Below are 23,161 nucleotides of genomic sequence, written 5' to 3'. Positions count from 1 at the left end.
GCGTTCGCTCCTCTTTGGCCTTTGCTTTCAGTCGGGCCCAAAATTGGCCCGAATCCGATGCCCGTATTCTACCGCGCTTATGCCCGACACTTTGTGGCGGCATAATAAGGCAGAGATGAGGCCCTGGATTTCTCTCCACAAGGATATTTCGCTTCAGGTTATGGGCAATAAAAAACCGGCGCTGAGGCGTCTTATTTATCTGGGCGCCGCCGCGGTGTTGCTGCTCGTCCTCGGATTGGCCGCGCTGTGGCAGTCGAGGGTGGCGCTGGCCGAGCGGGCGATCGCCGATGCGCTGGCGGCGCGTGGCGTGGCCCCCGTCTCCTTCCGGGTTTCGATGCTCGGCCTCAGGAGTATCGAGATCGCGGATCTGGCGATCGGCCCCGGTGAAGGAAGTGCCCGTCAGTCTCCGGATGTCGAGGCCGGGCAGATTACGGTGATGTACCGGCTGGGCGAGCTTATTTCAGGGCGCGTTCAATCGATCGAGATTTCCAATCTGACTGCTCATGCGCTGGTGGATGAGCACGGCCTGTCGCTCGGCGCGGCGAGCAGGCTTCTGGAGGGGGGAGGCGGCGGCGCGGCGGGCCCGCTTCCCGCCATTCATGTCGATGGCGCGCGGATCGAGCTTGCGACGCCGCAAGGGCGCTTCGCGCTCGATGGCAGCCTCGATCTGTCGAAGCCCGATGCGGCGGCGCCGGTCGCCATTTCATTTCCCTCGTTGCGCCTTTCCGATCTTGCCGCACCTCTTCGCTTCGAGCCGGTCGAATTTGTCGGAGGGGGCACGCTCGATGGCAGCAAGCTCGGTTTCAGCGCCGTGGCGCGGAGCGCCGCGCCCGGCGCGGGCGGCGCAGAGCTCGCGAAGCTCGCGGGCAGCTATGATCTCGCGGGGCTGAAGGGCGCCGTGCGCGCGCAGGGAGCGCTCAGTTTCGCGCCTGCGGGGCTCGAGCCGCAAACCCTGTTGCCGGTGCTGAAGGGTCTCGTCGCCAATGTTCAGGGCAAGGCGAATTATGAGGCGGAGCTTTCCTTCGCGTCCGGGGGCTTGAGGAGTTCGGGGCGGGTCGTGCTTTCCGGCATCGGCTTCGAGGCCTATTCGGCGAAGTTCGGCGGGCTCGACGGGACGGTGATCCTCGACAGCCTCGCGCCGCCGCGCAGCAGGGGCATACAGACGCTCTCGGTCGGGCTCGTCGAGGCTGGCGTTCCGCTGAAGGATGGCCGCGTCGCGTTCGAGATCGGCAGGTCGGGCCTTCCGCACCTCGTCAGCGCGGCCTGGCCCTTCGCCGATGGCCGCCTCTCCCTCGCCTCGACCTCGGCCGGCGCCGACGCATTCGAGCTTACGGTCGAGAATGTCGATGTGGCATCCCTTCTGATGCTCGTCGATGTGCCGGGCCTTTCCGGGAGCGGGAAGCTGAGCGGCACCATTCCCGTCGCGATCGAGAACGGCAATCCGATCATCAGGGACGGGGCGCTCGCCGCCGCGGCGGGTGGTGGCGTCATCGTCTACAAAAGTGCCGCCGCTGACGCGGCAGCAGGCAACGAACAGACGAAGCTTCTGACAGAGGCTCTGAAAGATTTTCATTACACGGAGCTTAAGGCGACGCTCAGCGGAAACGCCAATGGCGAACTTCAGTTCCGCCTCCACTTCAAGGGCTCGAATCCGTCGCTCTATGGCGGCTATCCGATTGTCCTCAATGTCAATCTGCAAGGCTCGCTTGCGGAGCTGATCCGGCGTGGTACGGTCGGCTTCCGGCCGATGGAACTGATCCGCAGCGAGGTCGCGCCGACGAAGAAGGCCACACCATGAATGCAAGAGACAAATCGGGAATGACAAGACGGCGCGCGGCGAACGGGTTGATCGCGGCGGGGCTTCTCCTCGTCGCGGCGGCATGCAATCCGACCGTGAAGATCGAGGCGCCCGACAAGCCCATCGAAATCAATCTCAACGTCAAGATCGAGCAGGAGGTTCGCGTCAAGGTCGATCGCGAACTGGACAATGTGCTCGCCAAGAACCCCGATCTTTTCTGAGAGGAAGATCATGCGCCTCTTCAAATCAGCACTCGCCATTCTCTCCGTCGTCTGCGCGCTCGCTCTCGCGGCGCCCGCTTTCGCGCTCGATCTCGACGGCGCGAAGGCGCAGGGGCTCGTGGGCGAGCGGCAGGACGGCTATGTCGGCGTCGTCACCGCGAGCCCGTCGCCCGACCTCAAGCGTCTGGTGGACGACATCAATCTGCGCCGCCGCGGGGCCTATCAGAACATCGTGACGCAGACGCCCGGGGCGACGCTCAACGCGGTGGAGAAGCTCGCCGCCGAAAAGCTCATCGCGAAGACGCCTTCGGGACAGTTTGTCCAGGATGCATCGGGAAAATGGGTCAAAAAGCCCTGAAGCGTTCCGTTCCGGTACGCTGACGTCCCTAAATCTCCGGCATGAGGCTTGCTCCGCTTCCGGCAGCGCCGCCGCCAGTATGCGTATCCGGCAGGCGAGGCCGGCGCGAACCCGCAGGGCCGGGGGGTTCGGGTTCGCGTCGGCCGCATTCCATTTCGTTCGCGGCCTCGACAAGCATGACGGGTACGGCGCCTCTCTCATCGGAGGCGCCGTTTTCGCATGCGCGCCGCGCTAGGCGCCGCCGCGCGCGACGAAGAACGGGTTGTCGAGCCCGCGTTCGGTCTTGCCATAGAGAAGCGGCGCGCCGTCGAGCTGGGTCACGCTGCCTCCGGCGGCGGCGAGCACCGCATGGCCTGCCGCCGTGTCCCACTCCATCGTGCGGCCGTGCCGGGGATAGAGATCGGCTTCGCCCGCCGCGATCAGGCAGAATTTGAGCGAGGAGCCCGAGACCAGAAACTCCTTCACATTGTAGAGGTTGAGATATTCGTCGGTCTTGTGATCGCGGTGAGTGCGGCTCACGACGACAACGAGGCCGGAGGGATCCGGTTTTCGCACACCGATGCGGCGGGCGGGCTCGGCGCCGTCGAGCGCCCCATTTGTGGAAGGCGCGACTTTCCGCTCATAGGCTTCACCGGAACCTGCGGCGTAGAAGAGGCGTCCGCTGGCCGGTGCGTAAACCACGCCCGCAACGGGCACGCGATCCTCGATGAGCGCGATGTTGACCGTGAATTCGCCGTTCTTGCGAAGGAACTCCTTCGTGCCGTCGAGCGGATCGACAAGAAAGAAGCGCCGGCCGATATCGGGGATATGTCCGGCGGCCGCCTGTTCCTCGGAGACGATGGGAATGCCTGGCGCAAGATGATGCAGCCCGTCGAGAATGATGCGTTCGGCATCATGATCTGCGGCGGTGACGGGGCTGTCGTCTTCCTTGCGGATCGCTTCGAGCCCGCTGTCGTAATGGGCCATGATCGTGGCGCCCGCCATGAGCGAGAGGCGGCAGAGCCCGTCGAGGAGTGTCTTGCGGTCCGGGGTGGGGCTCATGCGTTTCTCCTGGCATCGGCGGCGCGAGAACAGCACCCGGAGCTGGCAGGGTCAAGCATGGCGGGATCGGGCTGGGCCGGATCGAGTTGGGCCGGATCGAGCCGGGTCGGGGCTGGCATAGCGGGCGGCGCGATGCTATCAGCGTTTGGGGCATTTGCGTTCAGGCGAAGATCGAAAAGCGGGGGCGGCGGAACGATGAACGAGGATATTTCGGCGCTGGAGCTGGCGGCGCTTTTGTGCAGCCGCGTCTGCCACGATGTCATCAGCCCGGTGGGCGCGATCACCAACGGCCTCGAAGTGCTCGCGGACGATGACGACCCCGAGATGCGCGTTCACGCGATGGATCTCATCACGAAGAGCGCCGCGCAGGCTTCAGCGAAGCTGCAATTCGCGCGGCTCGCCTTCGGCTCGGCAGGCTCGGCCGGGGCCGAACTCGATCTCGCCGATGCGCGCGCCGTCGCCGAAGGGCTCATGCGGAGCGAGAAGGCGACGCTTTCCTGGCACGCGCCACACGCCACCATGGGCAAGGACTATGTGAAGCTGCTGCTCAACATGCTGCTCATCGGCATTGCCGCTGTTCCGCGCGGCGGCGAGGTCGCTGTCGGCATCGAGGGCGATCTCGCAAAGCCGCATCTTCATGTGCGCTCGCGCGGGCAGGCGGCGCGCATTCCGGAAGAGACGGCGAGGTTTCTGGGCGGGAGGGCGCCGGATGAGCCCCTCGATGCGCGCGCGGCCCAGCCTTATTTCACCGGGCTCATCGCCCGTTCGCTCGGCCTTGCGATCGAAGCGCGCATGGAAGGCGAGGAATTCACGATCGAGGCCAGGGCCTAGGGATTTTCCGGCAGCCGAGCCAAACGCAAAGGGCGTCTCGCGGGAGACGCCCTTCGTCTTTTCATGCGCCCGGTCGTCTCAGGCTGTCGCCTGAACAGGCATCGCCCCTTCGACCGGATCGCGCAGCACATAGCCCCGTCCCCACACGGTCTCGATATAATGTTCGCCGCCCGTGGACGCTGCGAGCTTCTTGCGGAGCTTGCAGATGAACACGTCGATGATCTTGAGTTCCGGCTCGTCCATGCCGCCATAGAGATGGTTGAGGAACATCTCCTTGGTGAGCGTCGTACCCTTGCGGAGCGAGAGAAGCTCCAGCATCTGGTATTCCTTGCCGGTGAGATGAACGCGCTGGCCGTCGACCTCGACCGTCTTGGTGTCGAGATTGACCGTGAGCTTGCCGGTGTTGATGACCGACTGCGAATGGCCCTTGGAGCGGCGCACGACCGCATGAATGCGGGCGACCAGCTCATCCTTGTGGAAGGGCTTGGTCATGTAGTCGTCGGCGCCGAAGCCGAGGCCGCGAACCTTGTTCTCGATGCCGGCGAGGCCGGAGAGGATCAGGATCGGCGTCGTCACCTTGCCCATGCGCAACGACTTCAGAACCTCGTATCCGCTCATGTCCGGCAGATTCAGGTCCAGAAGGATGATGTCGTAGTCATAGAGCTTACCGAGATCGACCCCTTCTTCGCCAAGATCGGTCGTGTACACGTTAAAACCGTCAGACTTGAGCATCAGCTCAATGCTCTGGGCGGTTGCACTGTCGTCTTCGATGAGCAGAACTCGCATCGTCCCCCTCTTCGCAGCGGGAGGCCTGCCCCCCGCCACTGCGGCCCAAAAAGTTAAATCCACATAAGCCACATTATCGCGATTTGGTTAATAAAGGTTAACCGTGGACGAAAATTTTGAGAAAAATTTATGTAAGCGGTTCACAGGCCGTTCACCCTGTTGACCGGGGCGTGAATTCCGCCCGGATCCACGACCCTGCCACCGCGCCGCTGCCTCCGATTTCGGTGATATTTTCCCGGTTCCAGGGTTTACGCGCCCTTAAAGTCTTGCCGCCATGATGAACGCACGATGTGGGAGCAGGGGTGATTCCTCCCATATAGCAAGCCCCTGGCGGGGCGAGGCAAGCAAGACGCGGGAGCCTTGAGAAGTGCGAGCTTTGTTGGCGGAGATCGGCGCGCTCTCCGAGATCAGGCATTACGGACGTGTCGTCAGCGTTCAGGGGCTGATGGTGGAAGTGGCGGGTCCGCTTCACGCCATGGGCGTCGGCAGCAGGCTGACGGTGACGAGCCGCACGGGCGGCGACATCCCATGCGAAGTGGTCGGCTTCCGCGAGGGGCGAGCGCTCTGCCTGCCGTTCGGGCAGCTTTCCGGCATCGGCGTCGGCTGCAAGGCGGAAGTCATCGCCGAGGAGCCGCATGTCTATCCTTCAAGCGCATGGCTCGGCCGCGTGGTCAATGCGATGGGCGAGCCCATCGACGGCAAGGGTCCGATCGCGCAGGGCGCCGAGCCCTATCCGCTGCGCAACATGCCGCCTCCCGCGCATACCAGGCAGCGCGTGCGCGGCAAGATCGATCTCGGCGTCCGCGCCATCAACACGTTTCTGAGCTGCTGCCGCGGCCAGCGCATGGGCATTTTCGCGGGCTCCGGCGTCGGCAAGTCGGTGCTGCTCTCGATGCTCGCCCGCAACACGGCCTGCGATATTTCGGTCATCGGCCTCATCGGCGAGCGCGGCCGCGAGGTTCAGGAATTCCTTGAAGACGATCTGGGGCCGGAGGGTCTTGCGCGCTCCGTCGTCGTGGTCGCGACCTCCGACGAGGCGGCGCTGATGCGCCGTCAGGCGGCCTATCTGACGCTAAGCCTCGCGGAATATTTCCGTGATCACGGCAAGGATGTGCTCTGCCTCATGGACAGCGTGACGCGCTTTGCGATGGCGCAGCGCGAGATCGGCCTTTCCGCCGGCGAGCCGCCCACGAGCAAGGGCTATACGCCCACCGTCTTCGCCGAGCTGCCCAAGCTGCTCGAGCGCGCAGGCCCCGGCACGGGAAGCGGCAGCATCACCGGGCTCTTCACCGTTCTCGTCGATGGCGACGATCACAACGAGCCGGTCGCGGACGCGGTGCGCGGCATTCTCGACGGACACATCGTCATGGAGCGCGCGATCGCGGAGCGCGGCCGCTATCCGGCGATCAATATTCTCAAATCCGTGTCGCGCACCATGCCGGGCTGCAACAGCGAGGAAGAGAACACGCTCATCCGCAAGGCGCGGACGTTGCTTTCGACCTATGACGACATGGAAGAACTCATTCGCCTCGGCGCGTACCGTCCCGGTTCGGACAAGCTCGTCGACGAGGCGATCTTCTATCAGCCTTCGCTCGAGCGTTTTCTCGGGCAGCGTAAAAACGAGGCGACGGACATGGCGTCGGGCTATGCCATGCTCGCCGATATTCTTTCGCAGACGCCTCCGGCGCGGGAGGATGACTGATGCGTAACCGGGATTCTCTCATCAGGCTTCACCGCTTTCAGGTGGACGAGAAGCGCCGCAAGCTCGCCGAACTCGAACTCATGCTTCAGGAGTTCCGTGCCCGCGAGCGCGAGCTTGAGGCGCAGGTGCTGGCGGAGCAGGAAAAGGCCGGCATTTCGGATGTGGCGCATTTCGCCTATCCGATGTTCGCCAAATCGGTGATCCGGCGGCGCCAGAACATCCTCAATTCGATCGAGGACATCGAGCATCAGCTCGGCGTGGCGAAAGAGGAACTGGCGAGCGCCTTCCGCGAACTCAAGAAATACGAGCTGATCGAGGACAACCGGAAGCGCAGGCATCGCAAGGAAGCGATACGGATCGAGCAGGCGGAACTCGACGAGGTCGCGCTCGGCATTCACAGGCGCGGCTGACGCGCCTTTCATCCTTCCTGTACTGGAGTTTGCAACACGCTCGCATGGGTGGGCGCCAGCCGTTCAAATCCGGACGGCGATGCTCTACAATGCCGGCCGTGTTTCCTAAGTTCAGGCGGAATTCCCCCATGCCTTCCTTCGACATCGTATCCAAGACCGATTTCGGCGAAATCGACAACGCGCTCCAGAACGTGGAGCGGGAGATCGCGCAGCGTTACGATTTCAAGGGGTCGCGCTGCACGATCGAGCGCAAGGAACAGGAAATCACCATCAACGCGGATGACGAGTTGAAGCTCAAGCAGATGCACGAGCTGCTGCAGGGCCATCTCGCCCGCCGCAAGGTCGATCCGGGCGTGCTCGACTACAAGGAGCCCGAAAAGGCCGCGGGCCAGAGCGTCCGCCAGAAGGTCGCCATCCGCCAGGGCATCGACAAGGATCTCGGCAAGCGCATCGTCAAGGAGATCAAGGGATCGGGCCTGAAGGTGCAGGTCGCCATTCAGGGCGACGAGCTGCGCGTCTCCGGCAAGAAGCGCGACGACCTGCAGGCCGCGATCCAGTTCGTGCGCGGGCTCGATATCGAGCAGCCGCTACAGTACGAAAACTTCCGCGATTGACGTCCGGCGGGGCGCGTCAGCTGCGGAAGAAAAGACGCCTGACGAAATAGATGATGCTGATCGCGACGAAATAGCCGACGAAGCGAACCGCGATGAGCTTCAGAACTTCCATGTCGGCGAAGTTCGGAACGGGATTGGCGTCGTGCGCGAGAATATGGCGGACGATGTTGACCGCCTCATGCACGACAGTTGCGCCGATCGCCCAGCCGATGACGCGCCCATAGTTCCGCATGAGCCCGGCCGCGATCACCGCGATCACAATTCCCTGCACAGAATTCACGGTATCGAAGCCCTGACGGGCCAGGGCGAGGCCCTGATTCAGATAGTCCATAAGCATTCTGTCCCCCAACTTCCCGACGCAAACATTCCCCCTTGCCCGACGCGAATGCCGTCACCCGCCTCGAGGTGGAGTACAGACTAGCTCAATTTGGGACAGCGTCCACCCTGATCGCAATGCAGCAAATCATTCGTGTGCGGCGCAATATACCTCAGTCATGTCCGCGCGCCGTCTTCACGGGCTCCTGAGCGGGCAGGGGAAGCAGGAGATCGCGAGCGATCCTGCGCACCGCCTCGCTTGCCTTTGCCTGCGGATGGCGGAAGAGAAGGGGCGTCTGGCGGCGGATGGCGTCGCGCACCAGATCGTCGCGCGGCACGAAGCCCGCGAGTGGCGGATTGAAGCCGAGAAAGTTGCGGCAGGCATTGCTGAGCGCCGCATGCGTGCGCCAGGCATGTTCGCGATCATTGGCGAAATTAACCACGATCCTGATGTCGGCCTGCGGCTCCTGAAGGGTGAGCAGCTTGATGAAGGCATAGGCATCGGTGAGCGAGGTCGGCTCGTCGGTCACGATGACGAGCGTGGTGCTGCCCGGCGTGCAGAGCGCCAGCACGGATTGATCGAGCCCCGCGGCGAGGTCGATGACGACATGGGCATAGCGCGCCGATAGCGCGACGAGATTGCGCGCGATGGCGGCGATCTCGGGTCTGGTCAGCGCGCTCAGCACGCCGGAGCCCGACTTGCCGGCGAGCACGTCGAATTTGAGGCCGCCCGCCGCTCCGCTCACGGAGGGAATTTCATAGGTCGTGATCGCGTCCTCTATGCGGACGCGTCCGGCGATCACGGAGCCGAGATCGTGCTTCGGCGAAAGGCCGAGTTGGACATCGACATTGGCAAGGCCGAGATCGCCGTCGAAAAGGAGAACATCCCGGTTCATACCGGCGAGCGCTTCGGCAAGCGTGATCGCGAACCAAGTCTTGCCGACTCCGCCCTTGCCGGAAGCGATCTGGATCATGCGCGGGTGAGACATGTGCAATCCCGAATGGAAGAGGGTCCTGCCGGCTTCATGATGCGGCCATGGCGCCCGAGCCGTCGGCGCGCGCCTCATGCGTGCCGAGGATGAGGCGGGCGCAGACGAGCGGGTTCATCGCCGCAAGGCCGCGCGCGAGATAGGGCGTGACGCTGATATGGGAGAGAGCGAGGCTTGCGTGATCGGCGGCGGCGAGCACCGCGCCGATGCGGCGCGAAATATCGACCTGCGTCGCGATGAGGCGGCGCGCGCCGAGGCTGGAGAAATGCGATGCGGTTTCGCAGAGAAGCCGCGCGTCTCCGGCTGCGGAAAGAACGAGCACGGGCTCGGTGTCGGCGGCGAAGCGCGCGCCTTCGGCAAGGCGCTTCAGCGCGGCGAATTCCTGCCCATCGAAAGGATTGACGCTCGCCGTGTCGATGAAGCAGGGACGGGTGGAGCGATCGGCTGGCGCCGCCCTGCCTTCATGCTCGTTGAGCAGCAACGCGAGGCCGTCGATGTCACCGGCCGAACGAATATCGAGGTCGAGCAGCCGGCCATAGGCTTCGCCTTGCTGCGCGGCGCCGGCGCGGGCCGTATCGGTGGTGATGAGATCGGCGCTCACGCCTTCTATCACAGCCCCGGCCGCGAGTTTTGCCATGGTGACGGTTTTGCCGGAGCCGGGCAGGCCGACCAGCATGACGGGCGCGGGCGGGCAGGCAGGCAGAGGATCGAAGGCGAAGCGGGTGTGGAGCGCTATGGCGAGGGCGGCCAGCGCGTCGTCATTGTCGAGTGCCGCGGCCGCCGCCACCAGCGCATCGCGCAGACCGGCGGGCGTGCCTTGCGCGTCGAGTGCGCTGGCAAGAAGCGTCTCGTCGAAGGCGATGCCGGAATGGGGAACGGGGGCAGGATCGGTTTCGGGGTGGTGGCTTTCGTGAGGGCTTGTGCGAAGCCGCTCGCGGAGGCTCGTTTCGAGCGAGGATTCCAGTTCGAAGAGGCTCAGCGGCCGCCCGGCATCGGGCTCGATCGCGGCGGTCACCTCGATGCTTCCGGCGTCGTTCGTGAAGCTCGAAACGATGATGGCCTCGGCGCCAAGCTCGTGCCGCACTGCCTCGATGGCTTCGGCCATGTCCGCCGCGATGAAAGTCCTGAGTTTCACCTGTTTCTACCCCGCCGGTCTTCGCTTCCGCTCAAACGGCTCCCAGCGTGCGCAGACGAATCCGCGGATGGATTTCATTCTGCGACATCACGAATGTCTGCGGCCGGAAGCGTTCGATGATCGAGCGGACATAAGGACGGATGCCGGGGCTCGTCAAGAGAACCGGGACCTCGCCCGCGCGGCCCGCTTCCTCGAACGTGTCGCGGACGGCGGCAATGAACTCCTGCAGCTTGGAGGGCTGCATGGCGAGCTGCTTCTCGTCGCCCTGGCCGACGAGGGATTCGGCGAAGGACTGTTCCCAGCGCGGCGAGAGGGTGACGAGCGGCAGCATGTTGTCGCGGTCCACATTCGAGGCGCAGATCTGGCGCGCGAGCCGCGAGCGCACATGCTCGGTGATGAGATTGAGGCTCTGCGTGTGGCCGACGGCCTCGGCGATGCCTTCCATGATGGTCGGCAGGTCGCGGATCGAGATGCGCTCGGTGAGCAGCGTCTGAAGCACGCGCTGGATGCCCGTGATCGTGATCTGCGAGGGAACGATGTCGTCCACGAGCTTCCTGTGCTCCTTGCCAAGCTCGTCGATGAGCTTCTGCACTTCCGCGTAGGAGAGAAGGTCGGCCATGTTGTCGCGAATGATCTCGGTGAGATGCGTGGTGAGCACCGTCGGCGGGTCGACGACCGTGTAGCCGCGGAAGGAGGCTTCCTCGCGCAGACCCTCGTCGATCCAGGTTGCGGGCAGGCCGAATGCGGGCTCCGTCGTGTGAAGGCCGGGAAGCTCGATACGGCCGCCCTGCGGGTCCATGACGAGAAGCTGGTTCACATAGACTTCGCCATGTCCGGCCTCGACTTCCTTGACGCGGATAGCGTAGCCGTTCGCATCGAGCTGGACATTGTCGAGGATGCGGACCGACGGCATGACGAAGCCCATATCGGTCGCGAGCTGGCGGCGCAGCGCCTTGATCTGGTCGGTGAGCTTCTGGTGGTCCTTGCCGTTGATGAGCGGCAGCAGCGCATAGCCGATCTCGAGGCGCAGCTCGTCCATCCTGAGCGCGGTGCTGATCGGTTCCTCGGCGGCAGGCGCGGCGCTGGATTGGGCCGCTTCCATCGCGACGGCTTCGGCCGCTCTCGTCTTGCGCATCTTAGTCACGTAATAGGCAAGGCCGCCCGCACCACCCGAAAGCAGGAGGAACGGGATCATCGGCAGGCCGGGCAGGAGCGCCATGGTGCCCATGACGACGGACGACATGCCGAGCGCCTGCGGATAGCCGGAAAGCTGATCGAAGAGCGCCTGATCGGCCGCGCCTTCGACGCCCGCCTTGGAGACGAGGAGGCCCGCCGCGGTCGAAACGATGAGCGCCGGGATCTGGCTCACCAGGCCGTCGCCGACGGTCAGGATGGTGTAGGTGTGGGCGGCCTCGGCGAAGGAGAGGTCGTTCTGCGCGACGCCGACGATGATGCCGCCGACGACATTGATGAAGGTGATGAGCAGGCCCGCGACTGCGTCGCCTCGCACGAATTTCGAGGCACCGTCCATCGCACCGAAAAAGGCGCTTTCGTTTTCGAGATCGCTGCGGCGCTGGCGCGCGGCCTTCTCGTCGATGAGGCCGGCCGACAGATCGGCGTCGATCGCCATCTGCTTGCCGGGCATGGCATCGAGGGTGAAGCGCGCCGCGACTTCGGCGATGCGGCCCGAACCCTTGGTGATGACGATGAAATTCACGATGACGAGGATCGAGAAGACAATCACGCCGATGACGAAGTTGCCCTGCATCACGAAGTGACCGAAGGCCTCGATCACCTTGCCAGCGGCGCCCGTCCCGTCATGGCCGTGAGAGAGGATGAGGCGCGTCGAGGCAAGGTTGAGCGCCAGGCGCAGCATCGTCGCGATGAGGAGCACGGTCGGGAAGGCGCTGAATTCGAGCGGCCGCTGGATGAAGAGCGCCGTCATCAGCACGAGCACCGAAAAGGTGATCGAGATGGCGAGCGAGAAATCGAGGAGGAACGCCGGCATCGGCAGGATGAGGACGACGATGATCGTCATCACGCCGACGGCCAGCGCGAGGTCGCCGCGCTTGGCAAGATTGCCGAGCATGCCGGCCGGCGTCAGACCGGCGAGGCCGAAGCTGCGCAGCAATCCGCCGGAATTCGCATTCCCCACAGTCGCGTCACTCATTGGAACCAGTCCCCGTCATGCCCGATTGGCGTTCTTGCGAAATCAGCCGAAGTTAAGGCGCGCCTCGCCGCCCGGAACGGGCACGGCGATGCCGGATTCGCTGTATTCCTTGAGCTTGTTGCGCAAGGTGCGGATGGAGATGCCTAGAATATTTGCGGCATGCGTGCGGTTGCCGAGGCAATGGTTGAGCGTCTGCAGGATGAGATCCTGCTCGACCTCGGCGACCGTGCGGCCGACAAAGCTGCGCGTTGCGGCATCGGCGGCGGCGGCGGCCTTCTGGGCGATGCCGAGAGAGGGCGCGGGCTCATCGAGGCGCGAACCGTCGGGGAGACGGATCGCCTCGACATCGATTTCGGGGCCTGTCGAAAGCAGAACGGCGCGGTGAAGCGTGTTTTCAAGTTCGCGGACGTTGCCCGACCACTGATGGCGGGTGAGGAAGCGGCGCGCCTCGAGCGAGAGCGGCTTCACGGGCAGACCGTTCGCCTTGGCGTAGCGCTCGGCGAAATGTTCGGTCAGCGCCAGAATGTCGGCCGGGCGCTCGCGCAGCGGCGGGAGCTTCAGATTGACGACGTTGAGGCGATAGAAAAGGTCTTCGCGGAAGCGGCCCGCGCGCGCCTCTGCCTGAAGGTCGCGGTTCGACGTCGCAAGGATGCGGATGTTGACCTTGACGGGCGCCTTGCCGCCGACACGGTCGATTTCGCGCTCCTGAATGGCGCGCAGAAGCTTCGCCTGCAGGCGCAAATCCATCTCGCTGATTTCATCGAGCAGAAGCGTGCCGCCATCGGCTTCCTCGAACTTGCCGATGCGCCGGGCGACCGCGCCGGTGAAGGCGCCTTTCTCATGGCCGAAGAGTTCGGATTCGAGCAGGTTTTCCGGAATGGCCGCACAGTTGACGGAAATGAAGGGCTTGTCCCGGCGCAGCGACTTCCTGTGCAGGTAGCGCGCCATGACTTCCTTGCCGGTGCCGGATTCGCCGGTGATGAGAATGCTCGCGTCGGACGGCGCCACCTGGTCGGCGAGGCGGATCATCTCGACCATCTTCGGGTCCTTGAACACGAAGGCATGACCGTCATCGGCGACGGCGGAGAGAACGGCGGCGATGAGTTCGGCATCGGGGGGCAGCGGGATATATTCCTTCGCGCCCGCGCGGATGGCGTTCACGGCGGCGCGCGCATCCGTATCGACGCCGCAGGCGACGACCGGAACGCAGATATGCTCGTCCTGAAGCTGCGCGATGAGCGCGGCGATGTCGCAGCCCACATCGACCATCAGCAGGTCGGCGCCACGGCCGGCGCGCAGCGTGTCGAGCGCCTGATCGGCGGTCTCCGTATGCGTCACCCTGGCGCCCTTCGCCATGGCCATCTTGGTGGCGGTCGAGAGCTGGCCGTTCAGGGTTCCGACGATCAGAAGGCGCATGTGCCGCACTCCTCTTTCAGTGTTTTCTTATGCAGTTACAGGTTCGGGCGGGCGCGAGCGTTTCAGCTCGCGCTGCCTTTCACGATTTCGGTCATGGTGACGCCGAGCCGGTCGTCGACCACCACGACTTCGCCGCGTGCGACGAGACGGTCGTTGACGAAGATGTCGATCGCTTCACCGACCTTGCGATCGAGTTCGACGATGGTGCCGCGTCCGAGCTTCAGCAGGTTCGAGACTTCCATATGCGTCTTGCCGAGAACGGCCGAGACATTGACCGGCACGTCGAAGACGGCTTCGAGGTCCTGCGCCATGCGGATGCGCTCGGCATCGTCCTCTTCCTCGAGGCTCACCTCGGCGGCAAGCGGCTCGGCATTTGCGAGATCGGGCAGGGGGATTTCATCATCCTGGTCGGCCATGGTCTGCTCCTAGAGTGCGTTCTGCTTCGGCGTTTCGGGCATGGCGAGGCGCTGGTCCGCATTGCGCCGGCCGGACAGTGTTTCGATGTAGCGGGTCGTGATTTCGACGATTTCCTGTTCAAGCTCGTGGATCGAGCGCACCACGCCGCCATCGGCCCATTCGACGAGGCAGTCGCCTTCGGCGACGTCGTTCTGGCCGATGAGGATGATGCGGCCATCGAGGCCGCGCTCGCGCGCCATGCGCTCGACGGTTTCCTTCAGGCGTTCCATCAGCGTATCGGCGACGCGAAGGACGATGTGCGGCTCCCGGTTCAGATGCACAAGGCAGTCGCGAAGAACGGCCTCGATTTCGGCTTCGGGGCGCGAGGCGATGAGGGCGGGCGCGAGCTTGCGGGCGACGGCGAGCGCGAGTTGCGTCGCCTCGCCACGGATCGAGATGCATTCCGCATCGAGCGCGGCGAGGAAGCTTGCCGCATTGGCGACGAGGTCGCGCATCGCGTTGCCGATTTCCTGATCGGCGCGGGCCGATGCTTCCGCATGGCCGGCGGCAAAGCCCGAGGCATAGGCCTCGGCGCGGATGCGCTCGGCCTCTTCCTCGCTGAATTGCACCTTCGCGGGAGTGCGCGGCGCCGAGGGTTGCCCGTCGTCGAAGCGCGTATCGAAGGTGAATTTGACTGCCTGCTTCATGCTCATTCTGTTCATTCGGCCAAACGATGTGCGGCCCGCCTCAGTAGATCAGTTCGTCTTCGTCATTGTTCTGGGCGATCAGGATTTCGCCCTTCTGCGCGAGATCCTTGGCGATGTTGACCATCATCATCTGGGCTTCATCCACATCCTTGAGGCGGACGGGACCCATCAGTTCCATATCCTCGCGGAGGATCTTGCCCGCGCGCTCCGACATGTTCGCGAAGAACAGGTCGCGCAGAGTGTCGGAGGCGCCCTTGAGGGCGACCGCGAGCTTGTTCTTGTCGACCGCGCGCAGCAGCGTCTGCACCGAGCCCGGATCGAGCTTGCCGAGATCCTCGAAGGTGAACATGAGCGCCTTGATGCGCTCGGCGGCGTCGCGGCTGCGCTCTTCCAGCGCGGCGAGGAAGCGGCCTTCGGTCTGGCGGTCGAAATTGTTGAAGATCTCGGCCATCAGCTCATGCGCGTCACGGCGATTGGTGCGCGAAAGGTTCGACATGAATTCGGCGCGAAGCGTCTGCTCGACCTTGTCGAGAATTTCCTTCTGGACCGATTCCATGCGCAGCATGCGCGTGATGACCTCGAGCGCGAAGTCTTCCGGCAGGTGGCAGAGAACGCGCGCAGCGTGCTCCGGCCTCACCTTGGAGAGAACGACGGCGACGGTCTGGGGATATTCGTTCTTGAGATAGCTTGCGAGCACCTGCTCGTTCACATTGCCGAGCTTTTCCCACATGGTGCGCCCCGCGGGACCGCGGATTTCATCCATGACGAGGTTGACGCGGTCTTCGGGAAGGAACTTCGACAGCAGGCGTTCGGTCGACTCGTAGGAGCCGATGAGCGCGCCCGTGCCCGACATCTTGGAGGCGAATTCGACGAGCAGCTTCTCGACGGTTCCCGCCTGCACCGTGCCGAGCGTCGACATGATCTGGGAGAGTTCCCGGATCTCGTCGTCGTCGAACATTTCCCAGAGGGAGGCCGCGTCGTCGGCGCCCATGGCGAGCATGAAGATCGCCGCCTTCTGCGGGCCGCTGAGGCTCTTGTCTTCCTGTTTCTTCGGTGCGGTTGCCACGATGTTGTTCCTCAAGCCGTTTCGTGCAGCCAGCTGCGCAGGATGGAAATGGATTCGTCGGGGTGGTGCGAGACGAGTTCACCGATCTTGCGCACCGAGGAATGCTTCACCTTGCCGGTGACCTGGGCGATGTCGATCATCATGTCGTCGTCGAAAGACTGGTTGGAGCCGGCGATGAGCGCCGCGGAAATATCGTCGCCCGACAAGGCGCCGTCCGGTCCCGGAAGCGCCGCGGCCGCATGGCCTGCAGGGCTCGACGGCAGCGCGAGCGCGGCGGGCGCGACCATGTGGCCCGCCGCCGGGATGAGGCGGGCGAGCACGGGGCGGAAGACGAAGAACATGGCGACGAGCGCGAGGATCGCGAGAACGGCGAATTCGCCGATGCGGATGTAATCGGCCTTGGTGAAGCCCGAAGCCGGATCGGCGAGCGGCGTCGTGTCCACCGGCGTGACCTCCGCGAAGCGCAGATTGACGACTTCCACATGGTCGCCGCGCGACTGGTCGAAGCCGATGGCCGATTTAACGAGCGCTTCGATCTTGGCGATTTCCTGTTCGGAGCGCGGGGCATAGACGGTCTTGCCGTCGGCGCCCGCCGTATAGGTGCCGTCGACGAGCACCGCGACCGACAGCCGCCGGATGCGGCCCGGTTCGAGCACTTCCGTCTTCGTCGTGCGCGAGATTTCGTAGTTGACCGTCTCTTCGTTGCGGTTCGACTTCTGCTGGGAGGTCGTCGCCTGATCCGCGCCGCCGAGATTGGCGTTCGGCAGATTGTTGCCGACGGAGACGGACTGGTTCTGCCTGCCGTCCGAATTGCTGGAGGCGTCCTCGACCGTCTGGGTCGAGCGGACGACCTGGCCGTTCGGGTCGTAAATGTCCGACGTCTGGGTGACGCGGTTGTAGTCCATCTGCGCGGTCACCTCGACGCGCGCCTTGTCCTGGCCGACGACGCGGCCGATGATGTCCTCGACATGCGTGCGCACGCGGTTCTCGTATGCGGTGCGCTGTTCCTCGACGGTCGCGGTCACCATGGACATCGCGTCCTCGCCTGCGCCGCTCGCCAGAAGCGCGCCGCGCTCGTCGACGATCGAGACATGGCCGGGCGTCAGACCTTCGACGGCGGAGGCGACGAGCTGCTGGATCGCCTTCACCTGCTGGACGGCGAGCGTGCCGCGCACCTTGAGAACGATGGAGGCGGTGGGTTCGCGCTTGTTGCGCGAGAAGAGTTCGCGTTCGGGGAGAACAAGGTGGACGCGCGCGCCGTCGATGCCGTCGATCGAGCGGATGGTGCGCGACAGTTCGCCTTCGAGCGCGCGCAGATGGTTGATGTTCTGGAGGAAGCTCGTCGTGCCGAGCGCATCGGCATTGTCGAAGATTTCATAGCCGACCGTGCCGCCCGAGGGCAGGCCCTTGGCGGCGAGCGCCATGCGGAGCTTCAGCACGCTGCGTTCCGGCACGAAGATCGTCGTGCCGTCGCCGCGAAGCTCGTATTTGACGTTCATCGCGTCGAGCGCGGTGGTCATTTTCGCCGCGTCTTCGCGGGCGATGTCGGAAAAGAGGAGCGCCATGGGCTCCGCTGTCATGCGCAGTCCCAGATAGGCGAAGAAGCCAAGCATCGACAGCGCAACGACGCCGAGCGTTACAAGCCGCGCAAGCCCCAGCGATTTCAGCAGATTCGCAATGCCGCCCACGTTCCCACCTCAAGTGTCACCGCCTCGCGCATCCGTCCGTTCCTTGGACAAATGTCGATGCAAGACATCAGGTAAGCGGCAAGTCCTTTGCCCCCGAAAGATCCGCGCTCCTTTGCCCAAGGCGCCCTGGCGGATCTCCTTCCCCGTGCCGGTAGGCAAAAATTACCGCCGACAGGCTAAACAGATCCTTAACGCGCTCGGCAAATTTTGCCGGCTGGGGAGGGAAAGGCGGGGAACATGAAACGGAATGCGCCGGCGAAGGTGTCTTCGCCGGCGCAATCAGGTCAGCAAGTACGCGGATACCTGCCCTATCTCACTGCCTGTATTGCTGAACGCGCGTCGCACGCAAACCGGCGAGGCCGTGGCGCTCGATCGAACGCTGCCAGCTCAGGAATTCTTCCACGGTGAGCGTGTAGCGCCGGCAGGCATCGTCGAGGCTGAGCAGCCCGCCGCGAACGGCGGCGACGACTTCGGCCTTGCGGCGGATCACCCAGCGCTTCGTGTCCGGCGGCGGCAGATCAGCCACTGTGAGCGGGCTTCCGTCCGGCCCGATCACATAGTTGATCTTGTGTGTTGGCTGCTCGCTCATCGAACAGGATCTCCCGTGCTCATTACTGATCCGACTGTAGGCTGATGCGTTTAAAAAACGGCTAAGCCACGTCGTAAACTTTGTCTGAAATCAATGGGTTAAGCGTGCCATCGCGGGACGGAAGGCCGCTTTTCAGGAAGATGCCGCCGGATCGGTTACATTTGTCACGTCGGAGTATTTGATCTGCGCGCCGTTGACGGTGATGAGCGGATTGGACGAGGTGATGTCGACGGCGGTCACGATGCCCTTGGTCGTGACCGTGTTGGCGACGTTCTTGCCGTCGGCAGTGGCGGCGTTGACCATCAGAAAATAGGGGCCATCGGGTTGCGGATTGCCCGAATTGTCGTTGCCGTCCCATTTGAAAGCCTGCTGGCCGGCCTTGCCGTCGATGGTGGTGCTGTAGACGGTCGCGCCGTACTGGTTGACGACCTGGATGCTGGTGGCGGGTGCATCGCTTGCGAGGGTCACGGACCACTCGGCGTTGCCATCCTTCAGCGCCGCGCCGCCGTTGATGGCCTCGACCTGCTTGCCGATGAGCCCGACCGCGGTATTGGCCGCCTGGAAGATATTGGCGCTGAGAAGGGCCTCCAGATTCTTGTTGGTCTGGATGGCCTGTTCGACGCCCGACATCTGGGTGAGCTGCGTCGTGAACTCGTTCGACTTCATGGGGTCGAGCGGGTCCTGGTTCTTGAGCTGCGTCGTCAGCAGGGTCAGGAACATCTGGAAATTGCCGGAAAGCGCCTTGGAGGCCGCATCGGCCTGACTGCCGGTGTTTGCTGACTGCGCGGCCTGGGCGGCCTGGGCGGCCTGGGCGGCCTGGGCGGCGGAAATGGCTTCGATGCTCATGATGCGCTCCTCGTTCAGACGCGGATGTCCACGCCGCCCGTAGCGGAGAGGTTGACGTTGTAGATCGGGCTCAGCGCAGGCTCTTCGGCCGCTGCCGCGCCTGCGGCCGGGGAGGTCTGGGGCCCTCCGGAAAATTCCGGCGCGCCGCCGCCTGCCTTCTCGTCATGCAGCGAGAAGTTGAGACTGTCGGCATTCGCCTGAAGCCCGGCATCGTTCAGCGCCTGCTGGAGGGCGCGCGCATCGCGCTGAAGGAGATCGAGGGTCTGGGCCTTCTCCACGGTGAGATGGGCCGAGACGGTGCCGTCGCGATGCACTTCCATGCGGACGTCGATACGGCCCATTTCCGGCGGATCGAGGCGGATGTCGAAACGGTTCGTCCCCTTCTGGAGATTGCGCGCCATCTGAAGCGCGATCGCCATGGCGGGAAGCTGGGTCGGCTGGGTCTGGCCGGGCAGGGTGCCGATGCGCACGGTGGCCGTGTTCGCATTGGCGGAAGCGTTGCCACTGCCCGCCGCCTGAAGGTCGTTGAGATGCGTCGTCAGCGCGGCGTCGCTCGTGCCCGTTGCCGGCGTCGTTGCGGAAATGGCGAGGCTGCCGGGCGCGCCGGCGGGCATGGACCTCGCCGCAGCACTGTTCGGTGCCATGAACGGGGCCGCCTGAGCCGTCGCCGCCTGAGCCGTCGCTGTCTGGGCCGGTTGGGCGTTCGGCGCCGCCGCTCCGGTCGCTTCCTTCGCCGCGGCCTTGTCGGCCATCTGCGAGGCGGCGCTGTGGCCGAGGCCTTCCTTCGGCTTGATGGTGAGACTGGCTTCGGGATCGGCAGCTTCGCCGTCCTGACCGTCCTCGGCCGGGCCGCTCATCTGTGGGGCAGGGGCCGCGGCAATCGCCGCTATCTGCGCCTGAGAGGCGGGCATGGGCGCGCCGGCGGGTTTCTGCGCATCGGCGGCGGGCGTATCGGCCGCAGGGGCCGCTTCCGGCGGGAGAGCGAAGTCCGTCTTTCCGACGGCCTCCGCTGAACCCGTATTCATTTCATTGCCTGCCGGCGGGGCGGGCGTGGTCCCGGCTGTCTGCGATGCCGCGGCTTTGGCGTCGAGCGGCGTGGTGCCGCCATCGCCCGCTGCGTCCTTCGGAGGCGCGGCGAGCATGGGCGCGGCATTCTTCTCTCCGGCGGGGTCGAGCGTGGCTGCACCGGTCTCCGTTTCATCCGCCTGCGGGGCGGGCTCGGGGGCCGGGGCCTGCGCCATGGCGGCGAGCGGCGCGCCATCGGCGGACGTAGTGTCGGATTTCGTGTCGTTCGTCGAGGCGGAGGAGGTGTCGTCGGATTTCTTCGTGCTGCGGCTCGCCTCGCTGCGCTGGCGCTGATCTTCGCGGGCCGCCGACGCGCGATCGGCCGGGCTTTCCGTGTTCCGGCGCGCATCGGCGAGATGGCGCTGGAAAGCGCCCGCATTGCCCGCGCCGGACGTGGCGGGGGCGGCGGGAGCGAGCATCGAGCCCGGATCGACCTGGCTCGAGCGGAAATTGACGGAAGATGACAGACCCATAGCGCGTGAAACCTCCGGGAGATTGGCCCGCCAGAAGGAAAGCAATTGGCGGGCCATGCCGGAGCGGCCGGAAGGCCAAGCAAATTCAATGGTTTGCCTATTGATATTTGGAGGCGTGCCCCGATATTCCTGCCGGGTGAGGCAAAAAATGCCGGGCATGCGGCGCCTTATCGCGCTTGCTGCCCGCGCGGCCTTGCCTATGATGCGAGCCTTCCCGCGGGCGTTGCGACCGGCTTCGATGGAAGCCCCGGCCGCCCTCGATTGCAAACCCAGAGACATGGTCATGCGTGCGAGTTTCGACGAGGCGACCGGCCTCAACAGTCTCGATCTTCCCGGGCGCCCGGAGGAGACGCGGGTCGTCGTCGCCATGTCGGGCGGCGTCGATTCCTCGGTCACGGCCGCGCTCCTGAAAGAGCAGGGTTACGACGTCGTCGGCATCACCATGCAGCTTTACGATCACGGGCAGGCCGTGAAGCGGAAGGGCGCGTGCTGCGCGGGGCAGGATATTCACGATGCGCGCCGCGTCGCCGACCAGATCGGCATCCCGCATTACGTGCTCGACTATGAGGAGCGTTTCCGGCGCTCGGTGATGGAGGATTTTGCCTCCTCCTACGCGGCCGGCGAGACGCCCATCCCCTGCGTGCGCTGCAATGAGCGCGTGAAGTTCCGCGATCTTCTCGATACGGCGCGCGACCTCGGCGCGGCGGCGCTTGCCACCGGCCACTACATCGCCAGCAGGCAGGGCGCGCAGGGCCGCGAACTTCACCGCCCGCGCGATGCGGATCGCGACCAGAGCTATTTTCTCTTCACGACGACGCGCGCGCAGCTCGATTTCCTGCGCTTCCCGCTCGGCGATCTGACGAAGCCGCAGACGCGCGCCATCGCCGAGCGCATGGGCCTTGCCGTCGCCGAGAAGCCCGACAGCCAGGACATCTGCTTCGTGCCGACGGGCCGCTATACGGGCGTCGTCGAGAGGCTGAAGCCGGGAGCCTCGGAGGAAGGCGACATCGTCGATCTCGAGGGCCGCGTGCTCGGTCGCCACAAGGGCATCATCCACTACACGATCGGCCAGCGCCGTGGCCTCGGGCTCGGCGCGAGCGAGCCCGATTCGCAGCCGCTTTTCGTGGTGAAGCTCGATGCCGCGCGGCGCGAGGTCGTGGTCGGCCCCAAGGCGGCGCTCGAGACGCATCGTCTCGTGCTGCGCGAGGTGAACTGGATCGGCGACGGCGCCTTCGAGGCATTGCCGGCAGAGGGGCTGCGGATCATGGTGCGCGTGCGCTCGACATCGGCTGCCGTTCCGGCCCGTCTGCGGCCCATGGCCGGCGGCCGGGCGGAGGTCGAGTTCGAGGCGGGTGAGGATGGCGTCGCGCCGGGTCAGGCTTGCGTCTTTTATGACGGAAATGGCGGTAGCCGGGTTCTGGGCGGCGGTTTCATCGCCGAGGCGCATGGCCTGCCGCTCGCCAGGGCGGCATCCGTCGCCTGAGCAGGAGGCTGCGGCCGGAGTTTGACCCGGGAAGAAAATTTTCCCGTTCAGGCCGGAATAAAACGCTTGCGGGCGGACATGGGTGCTCGCAAATTGAGATTTGTCAGGCGAATGCGGGAGAACGAGTTGAACGGCATAGCGCGCATCGACGAACAGTCGGTTATCAAGGCATATGCGCGCTGGGCGCCGGTCTATGACTGGTCGTTCGGCCCCATTGCCGATTTCGGGCGGAAAAGCGCGATCGACATCATCAACGGGCGCGAGGGATCGCTGCTCGAAGTGGGCGTGGGCACCGGCGTCGCCCTGCCGCGCTATGCGCCGCACCTCACCATCACCGGCATCGACCTTTCGCCCGACATGCTGCGCAAGGCGCGCTCGCGCGTGCGGGAGCGCAAGCTGCGCAACATCGCCGGCCTTTACGAAATGGATGCCTCGGAGCTTCGCTTCGACGATGCGGCCTTCGATACGGTCGTGGCCATGTATGTCATGACCGTGGTGCCGGACCCGGTGAAGGTGCTGGCCGAGCTCGAGCGCGTCTGCAAGCCGGGCGGTGAGGTCATCATCGTCAATCACTTTGCGCAGGATCACGGCCTGCGGAGCGTGATCGAGCGCTGGATGACGCCGGCAGCCCGCGCGCTCGGCTGGCATCCCGATTTCCGGATCGAGACGATCACGCATATGACGAAGCTCGACCTCATCGAGACGCGGTCGCTGAAGCCCATGGGCCTCTTCACCATGCTGCGCTTCCGCAAGCCGCTGGAGGCCGGCGAGGCCGCATCGCCCAAGGGCGCGGACAATCCGCCCTCCTGCTGCTGCTGAGGCGGGCGCTCCGGCACTGCGCCGGAGCAAATCTCACTTATTTTGCCGATGGTTGGGCCGGGCTGCTTGACAGGCTTTCGGCCTCGCCCTTATATCCCGGTCTCTTTCGAGGCGGGGCGCGCGCAGCCCCCGCTTCCTCGTCTTCCGGCCCTCAGGGCCCGGAACCGGGGCGGAGTAGCTCAGCTGGCTAGAGCAGCGGAATCATAATCCGCGTGTCGGGGGTTCGAGTCCCTCCTCCGCTAC

At 64.8% G+C, this 23,161-nt stretch carries 23 protein-coding genes and 1 tRNA gene; 10 read left to right on the top strand and 14 right to left on the bottom strand.

What is annotated here, in order from left to right; all coding sequences use genetic code 11:
• The first annotated feature begins 115 nt into the window (after positions 1 to 115).
• Genes PKA57_RS06235 through PKA57_RS06225 form a run of 3 tightly spaced genes read left to right on the top strand, consistent with a single transcriptional unit; the run spans position 116 to position 2,377 of the window.
• Positions 116 to 1,798: a YdbH domain-containing protein gene (locus tag PKA57_RS06235; protein ID WP_324298617.1), complete on the top strand. Its 1,683-nt coding sequence runs from the start codon at positions 116 to 118 to the stop codon at positions 1,796 to 1,798.
• Positions 1,799 to 1,818: 20 nt separating this feature from the next.
• Positions 1,819 to 2,019 (top strand): YnbE family lipoprotein, encoded by a 201-nt coding sequence (locus tag PKA57_RS06230; RefSeq protein WP_324298615.1) that lies wholly within the window; start codon positions 1,819 to 1,821, stop codon positions 2,017 to 2,019.
• 10 nt (positions 2,020 to 2,029) lie between these two features.
• Positions 2,030 to 2,377, top strand: coding sequence for a YdbL family protein (locus tag PKA57_RS06225; RefSeq protein WP_324298613.1), 348 nt, complete (start codon positions 2,030 to 2,032; stop codon positions 2,375 to 2,377).
• Between the two features lie 231 nt (positions 2,378 to 2,608).
• On the opposite strand, the gene cysQ is transcribed toward PKA57_RS06225, so the two are convergent.
• The gene (cysQ, locus tag PKA57_RS06220; RefSeq protein ID WP_324298611.1) at positions 2,609 to 3,418 is read right to left on the bottom strand and encodes a 3'(2'),5'-bisphosphate nucleotidase CysQ; all 810 of its coding nucleotides are present in this window, start codon (positions 3,416 to 3,418) and stop codon (positions 2,609 to 2,611) included.
• A gap of 195 nt (positions 3,419 to 3,613) precedes the next feature.
• On the opposite strand from cysQ, the gene PKA57_RS06215 reads away from it, so the two are divergent.
• Entirely contained in the window at positions 3,614 to 4,249 is a 636-nt protein-coding gene (locus PKA57_RS06215; RefSeq protein WP_324298609.1) for a histidine phosphotransferase ChpT, read from the top strand.
• Between the two features lie 78 nt (positions 4,250 to 4,327).
• Here the strand turns inward: PKA57_RS06215 and ctrA are convergent, their stop codons facing one another.
• Positions 4,328 to 5,035, bottom strand: a complete 708-nt coding sequence (gene ctrA, locus PKA57_RS06210; RefSeq protein ID WP_324298607.1) for a response regulator transcription factor CtrA — start codon at positions 5,033 to 5,035, stop codon at positions 4,328 to 4,330.
• Between the two features lie 367 nt (positions 5,036 to 5,402).
• On the opposite strand from ctrA, the gene fliI reads away from it, so the two are divergent.
• From fliI to PKA57_RS06195, 3 genes are all read left to right on the top strand, one after another.
• Positions 5,403 to 6,737 (top strand): flagellar protein export ATPase FliI, encoded by a 1,335-nt coding sequence (gene fliI, locus PKA57_RS06205; protein ID WP_324298605.1) that lies wholly within the window; start codon positions 5,403 to 5,405, stop codon positions 6,735 to 6,737.
• Entirely contained in the window at positions 6,737 to 7,147 is a 411-nt protein-coding gene (gene fliJ, locus PKA57_RS06200) for a flagellar export protein FliJ (protein WP_324298602.1), read from the top strand. The genes fliI and fliJ overlap by 1 nt, the downstream gene beginning before the upstream one ends.
• A gap of 128 nt (positions 7,148 to 7,275) precedes the next feature.
• The gene (locus PKA57_RS06195) at positions 7,276 to 7,761 is read left to right on the top strand and encodes a YajQ family cyclic di-GMP-binding protein (protein WP_324298601.1); all 486 of its coding nucleotides are present in this window, start codon (positions 7,276 to 7,278) and stop codon (positions 7,759 to 7,761) included.
• A 16-nt stretch (positions 7,762 to 7,777) separates the two neighbouring features.
• On the opposite strand, the gene PKA57_RS06190 is transcribed toward PKA57_RS06195, so the two are convergent.
• The 12 genes from PKA57_RS06190 to PKA57_RS06135 form a co-directional block, all read right to left on the bottom strand.
• A complete protein-coding gene (locus tag PKA57_RS06190) occupies positions 7,778 to 8,092 on the bottom strand; it encodes a hypothetical protein (protein ID WP_324298599.1) in 315 nt (104 codons plus the stop codon).
• A 157-nt stretch (positions 8,093 to 8,249) separates the two neighbouring features.
• Entirely contained in the window at positions 8,250 to 9,065 is an 816-nt protein-coding gene (locus PKA57_RS06185) for a MinD/ParA family protein (protein WP_324298597.1), read from the bottom strand.
• Between the two features lie 34 nt (positions 9,066 to 9,099).
• Positions 9,100 to 10,200, bottom strand: a complete 1,101-nt coding sequence (locus PKA57_RS06180) for a hypothetical protein (protein WP_324298595.1) — start codon at positions 10,198 to 10,200, stop codon at positions 9,100 to 9,102.
• Between the two features lie 31 nt (positions 10,201 to 10,231).
• Positions 10,232 to 12,289, bottom strand: a complete 2,058-nt coding sequence (flhA, locus tag PKA57_RS06175; protein ID WP_324298738.1) for a flagellar biosynthesis protein FlhA — start codon at positions 12,287 to 12,289, stop codon at positions 10,232 to 10,234.
• 123 nt (positions 12,290 to 12,412) lie between these two features.
• Positions 12,413 to 13,786, bottom strand: coding sequence for a sigma-54 dependent transcriptional regulator (locus PKA57_RS06170; RefSeq protein ID WP_324298593.1), 1,374 nt, complete (start codon positions 13,784 to 13,786; stop codon positions 12,413 to 12,415).
• A gap of 62 nt (positions 13,787 to 13,848) precedes the next feature.
• Entirely contained in the window at positions 13,849 to 14,202 is a 354-nt protein-coding gene (fliN, locus tag PKA57_RS06165) for a flagellar motor switch protein FliN (RefSeq protein ID WP_324298591.1), read from the bottom strand.
• A 9-nt stretch (positions 14,203 to 14,211) separates the two neighbouring features.
• Entirely contained in the window at positions 14,212 to 14,889 is a 678-nt protein-coding gene (locus tag PKA57_RS06160; RefSeq protein WP_324298589.1) for a FliH/SctL family protein, read from the bottom strand.
• 40 nt (positions 14,890 to 14,929) lie between these two features.
• Positions 14,930 to 15,955, bottom strand: coding sequence for a flagellar motor switch protein FliG (gene fliG / locus PKA57_RS06155; protein WP_324298588.1), 1,026 nt, complete (start codon positions 15,953 to 15,955; stop codon positions 14,930 to 14,932).
• Between the two features lie 11 nt (positions 15,956 to 15,966).
• The gene (fliF, locus tag PKA57_RS06150; protein WP_324298586.1) at positions 15,967 to 17,643 is read right to left on the bottom strand and encodes a flagellar basal-body MS-ring/collar protein FliF; all 1,677 of its coding nucleotides are present in this window, start codon (positions 17,641 to 17,643) and stop codon (positions 15,967 to 15,969) included.
• Positions 17,644 to 17,956: 313 nt separating this feature from the next.
• A complete protein-coding gene (locus PKA57_RS06145) occupies positions 17,957 to 18,232 on the bottom strand; it encodes a DUF1153 domain-containing protein (protein WP_324298584.1) in 276 nt (91 codons plus the stop codon).
• 132 nt (positions 18,233 to 18,364) lie between these two features.
• Positions 18,365 to 19,078: a flagellar hook capping FlgD N-terminal domain-containing protein gene (locus PKA57_RS06140; protein ID WP_324298582.1), complete on the bottom strand. Its 714-nt coding sequence runs from the start codon at positions 19,076 to 19,078 to the stop codon at positions 18,365 to 18,367.
• A gap of 14 nt (positions 19,079 to 19,092) precedes the next feature.
• A complete protein-coding gene (locus PKA57_RS06135) occupies positions 19,093 to 20,616 on the bottom strand; it encodes a flagellar hook-length control protein FliK (protein WP_324298580.1) in 1,524 nt (507 codons plus the stop codon).
• 283 nt (positions 20,617 to 20,899) lie between these two features.
• On the opposite strand from PKA57_RS06135, the gene mnmA reads away from it, so the two are divergent.
• The 3 genes from mnmA to PKA57_RS06120 all read left to right on the top strand — a co-directional run bounded on the left by mnmA (position 20,900) and on the right by PKA57_RS06120 (position 23,160).
• The gene (gene mnmA / locus PKA57_RS06130) at positions 20,900 to 22,099 is read left to right on the top strand and encodes a tRNA 2-thiouridine(34) synthase MnmA (protein WP_324298578.1); all 1,200 of its coding nucleotides are present in this window, start codon (positions 20,900 to 20,902) and stop codon (positions 22,097 to 22,099) included.
• A gap of 126 nt (positions 22,100 to 22,225) precedes the next feature.
• Positions 22,226 to 22,918, top strand: a complete 693-nt coding sequence (locus tag PKA57_RS06125) for a class I SAM-dependent methyltransferase (RefSeq protein ID WP_324298576.1) — start codon at positions 22,226 to 22,228, stop codon at positions 22,916 to 22,918.
• 168 nt (positions 22,919 to 23,086) lie between these two features.
• Positions 23,087 to 23,160 (top strand) — tRNA-Met (locus PKA57_RS06120).
• The last annotated feature ends 1 nt before the right edge of the window (position 23,161 follow it).

It is taken from the genome of Parvibaculum sp., from assembly GCF_035325945.1.
Taxonomy (GTDB): domain Bacteria; phylum Pseudomonadota; class Alphaproteobacteria; order Parvibaculales; family Parvibaculaceae; genus Parvibaculum.
The sequence above is the reverse complement of the archived record's forward strand: the minus strand, read 5'-3'. Positions and strand labels throughout refer to the sequence as shown.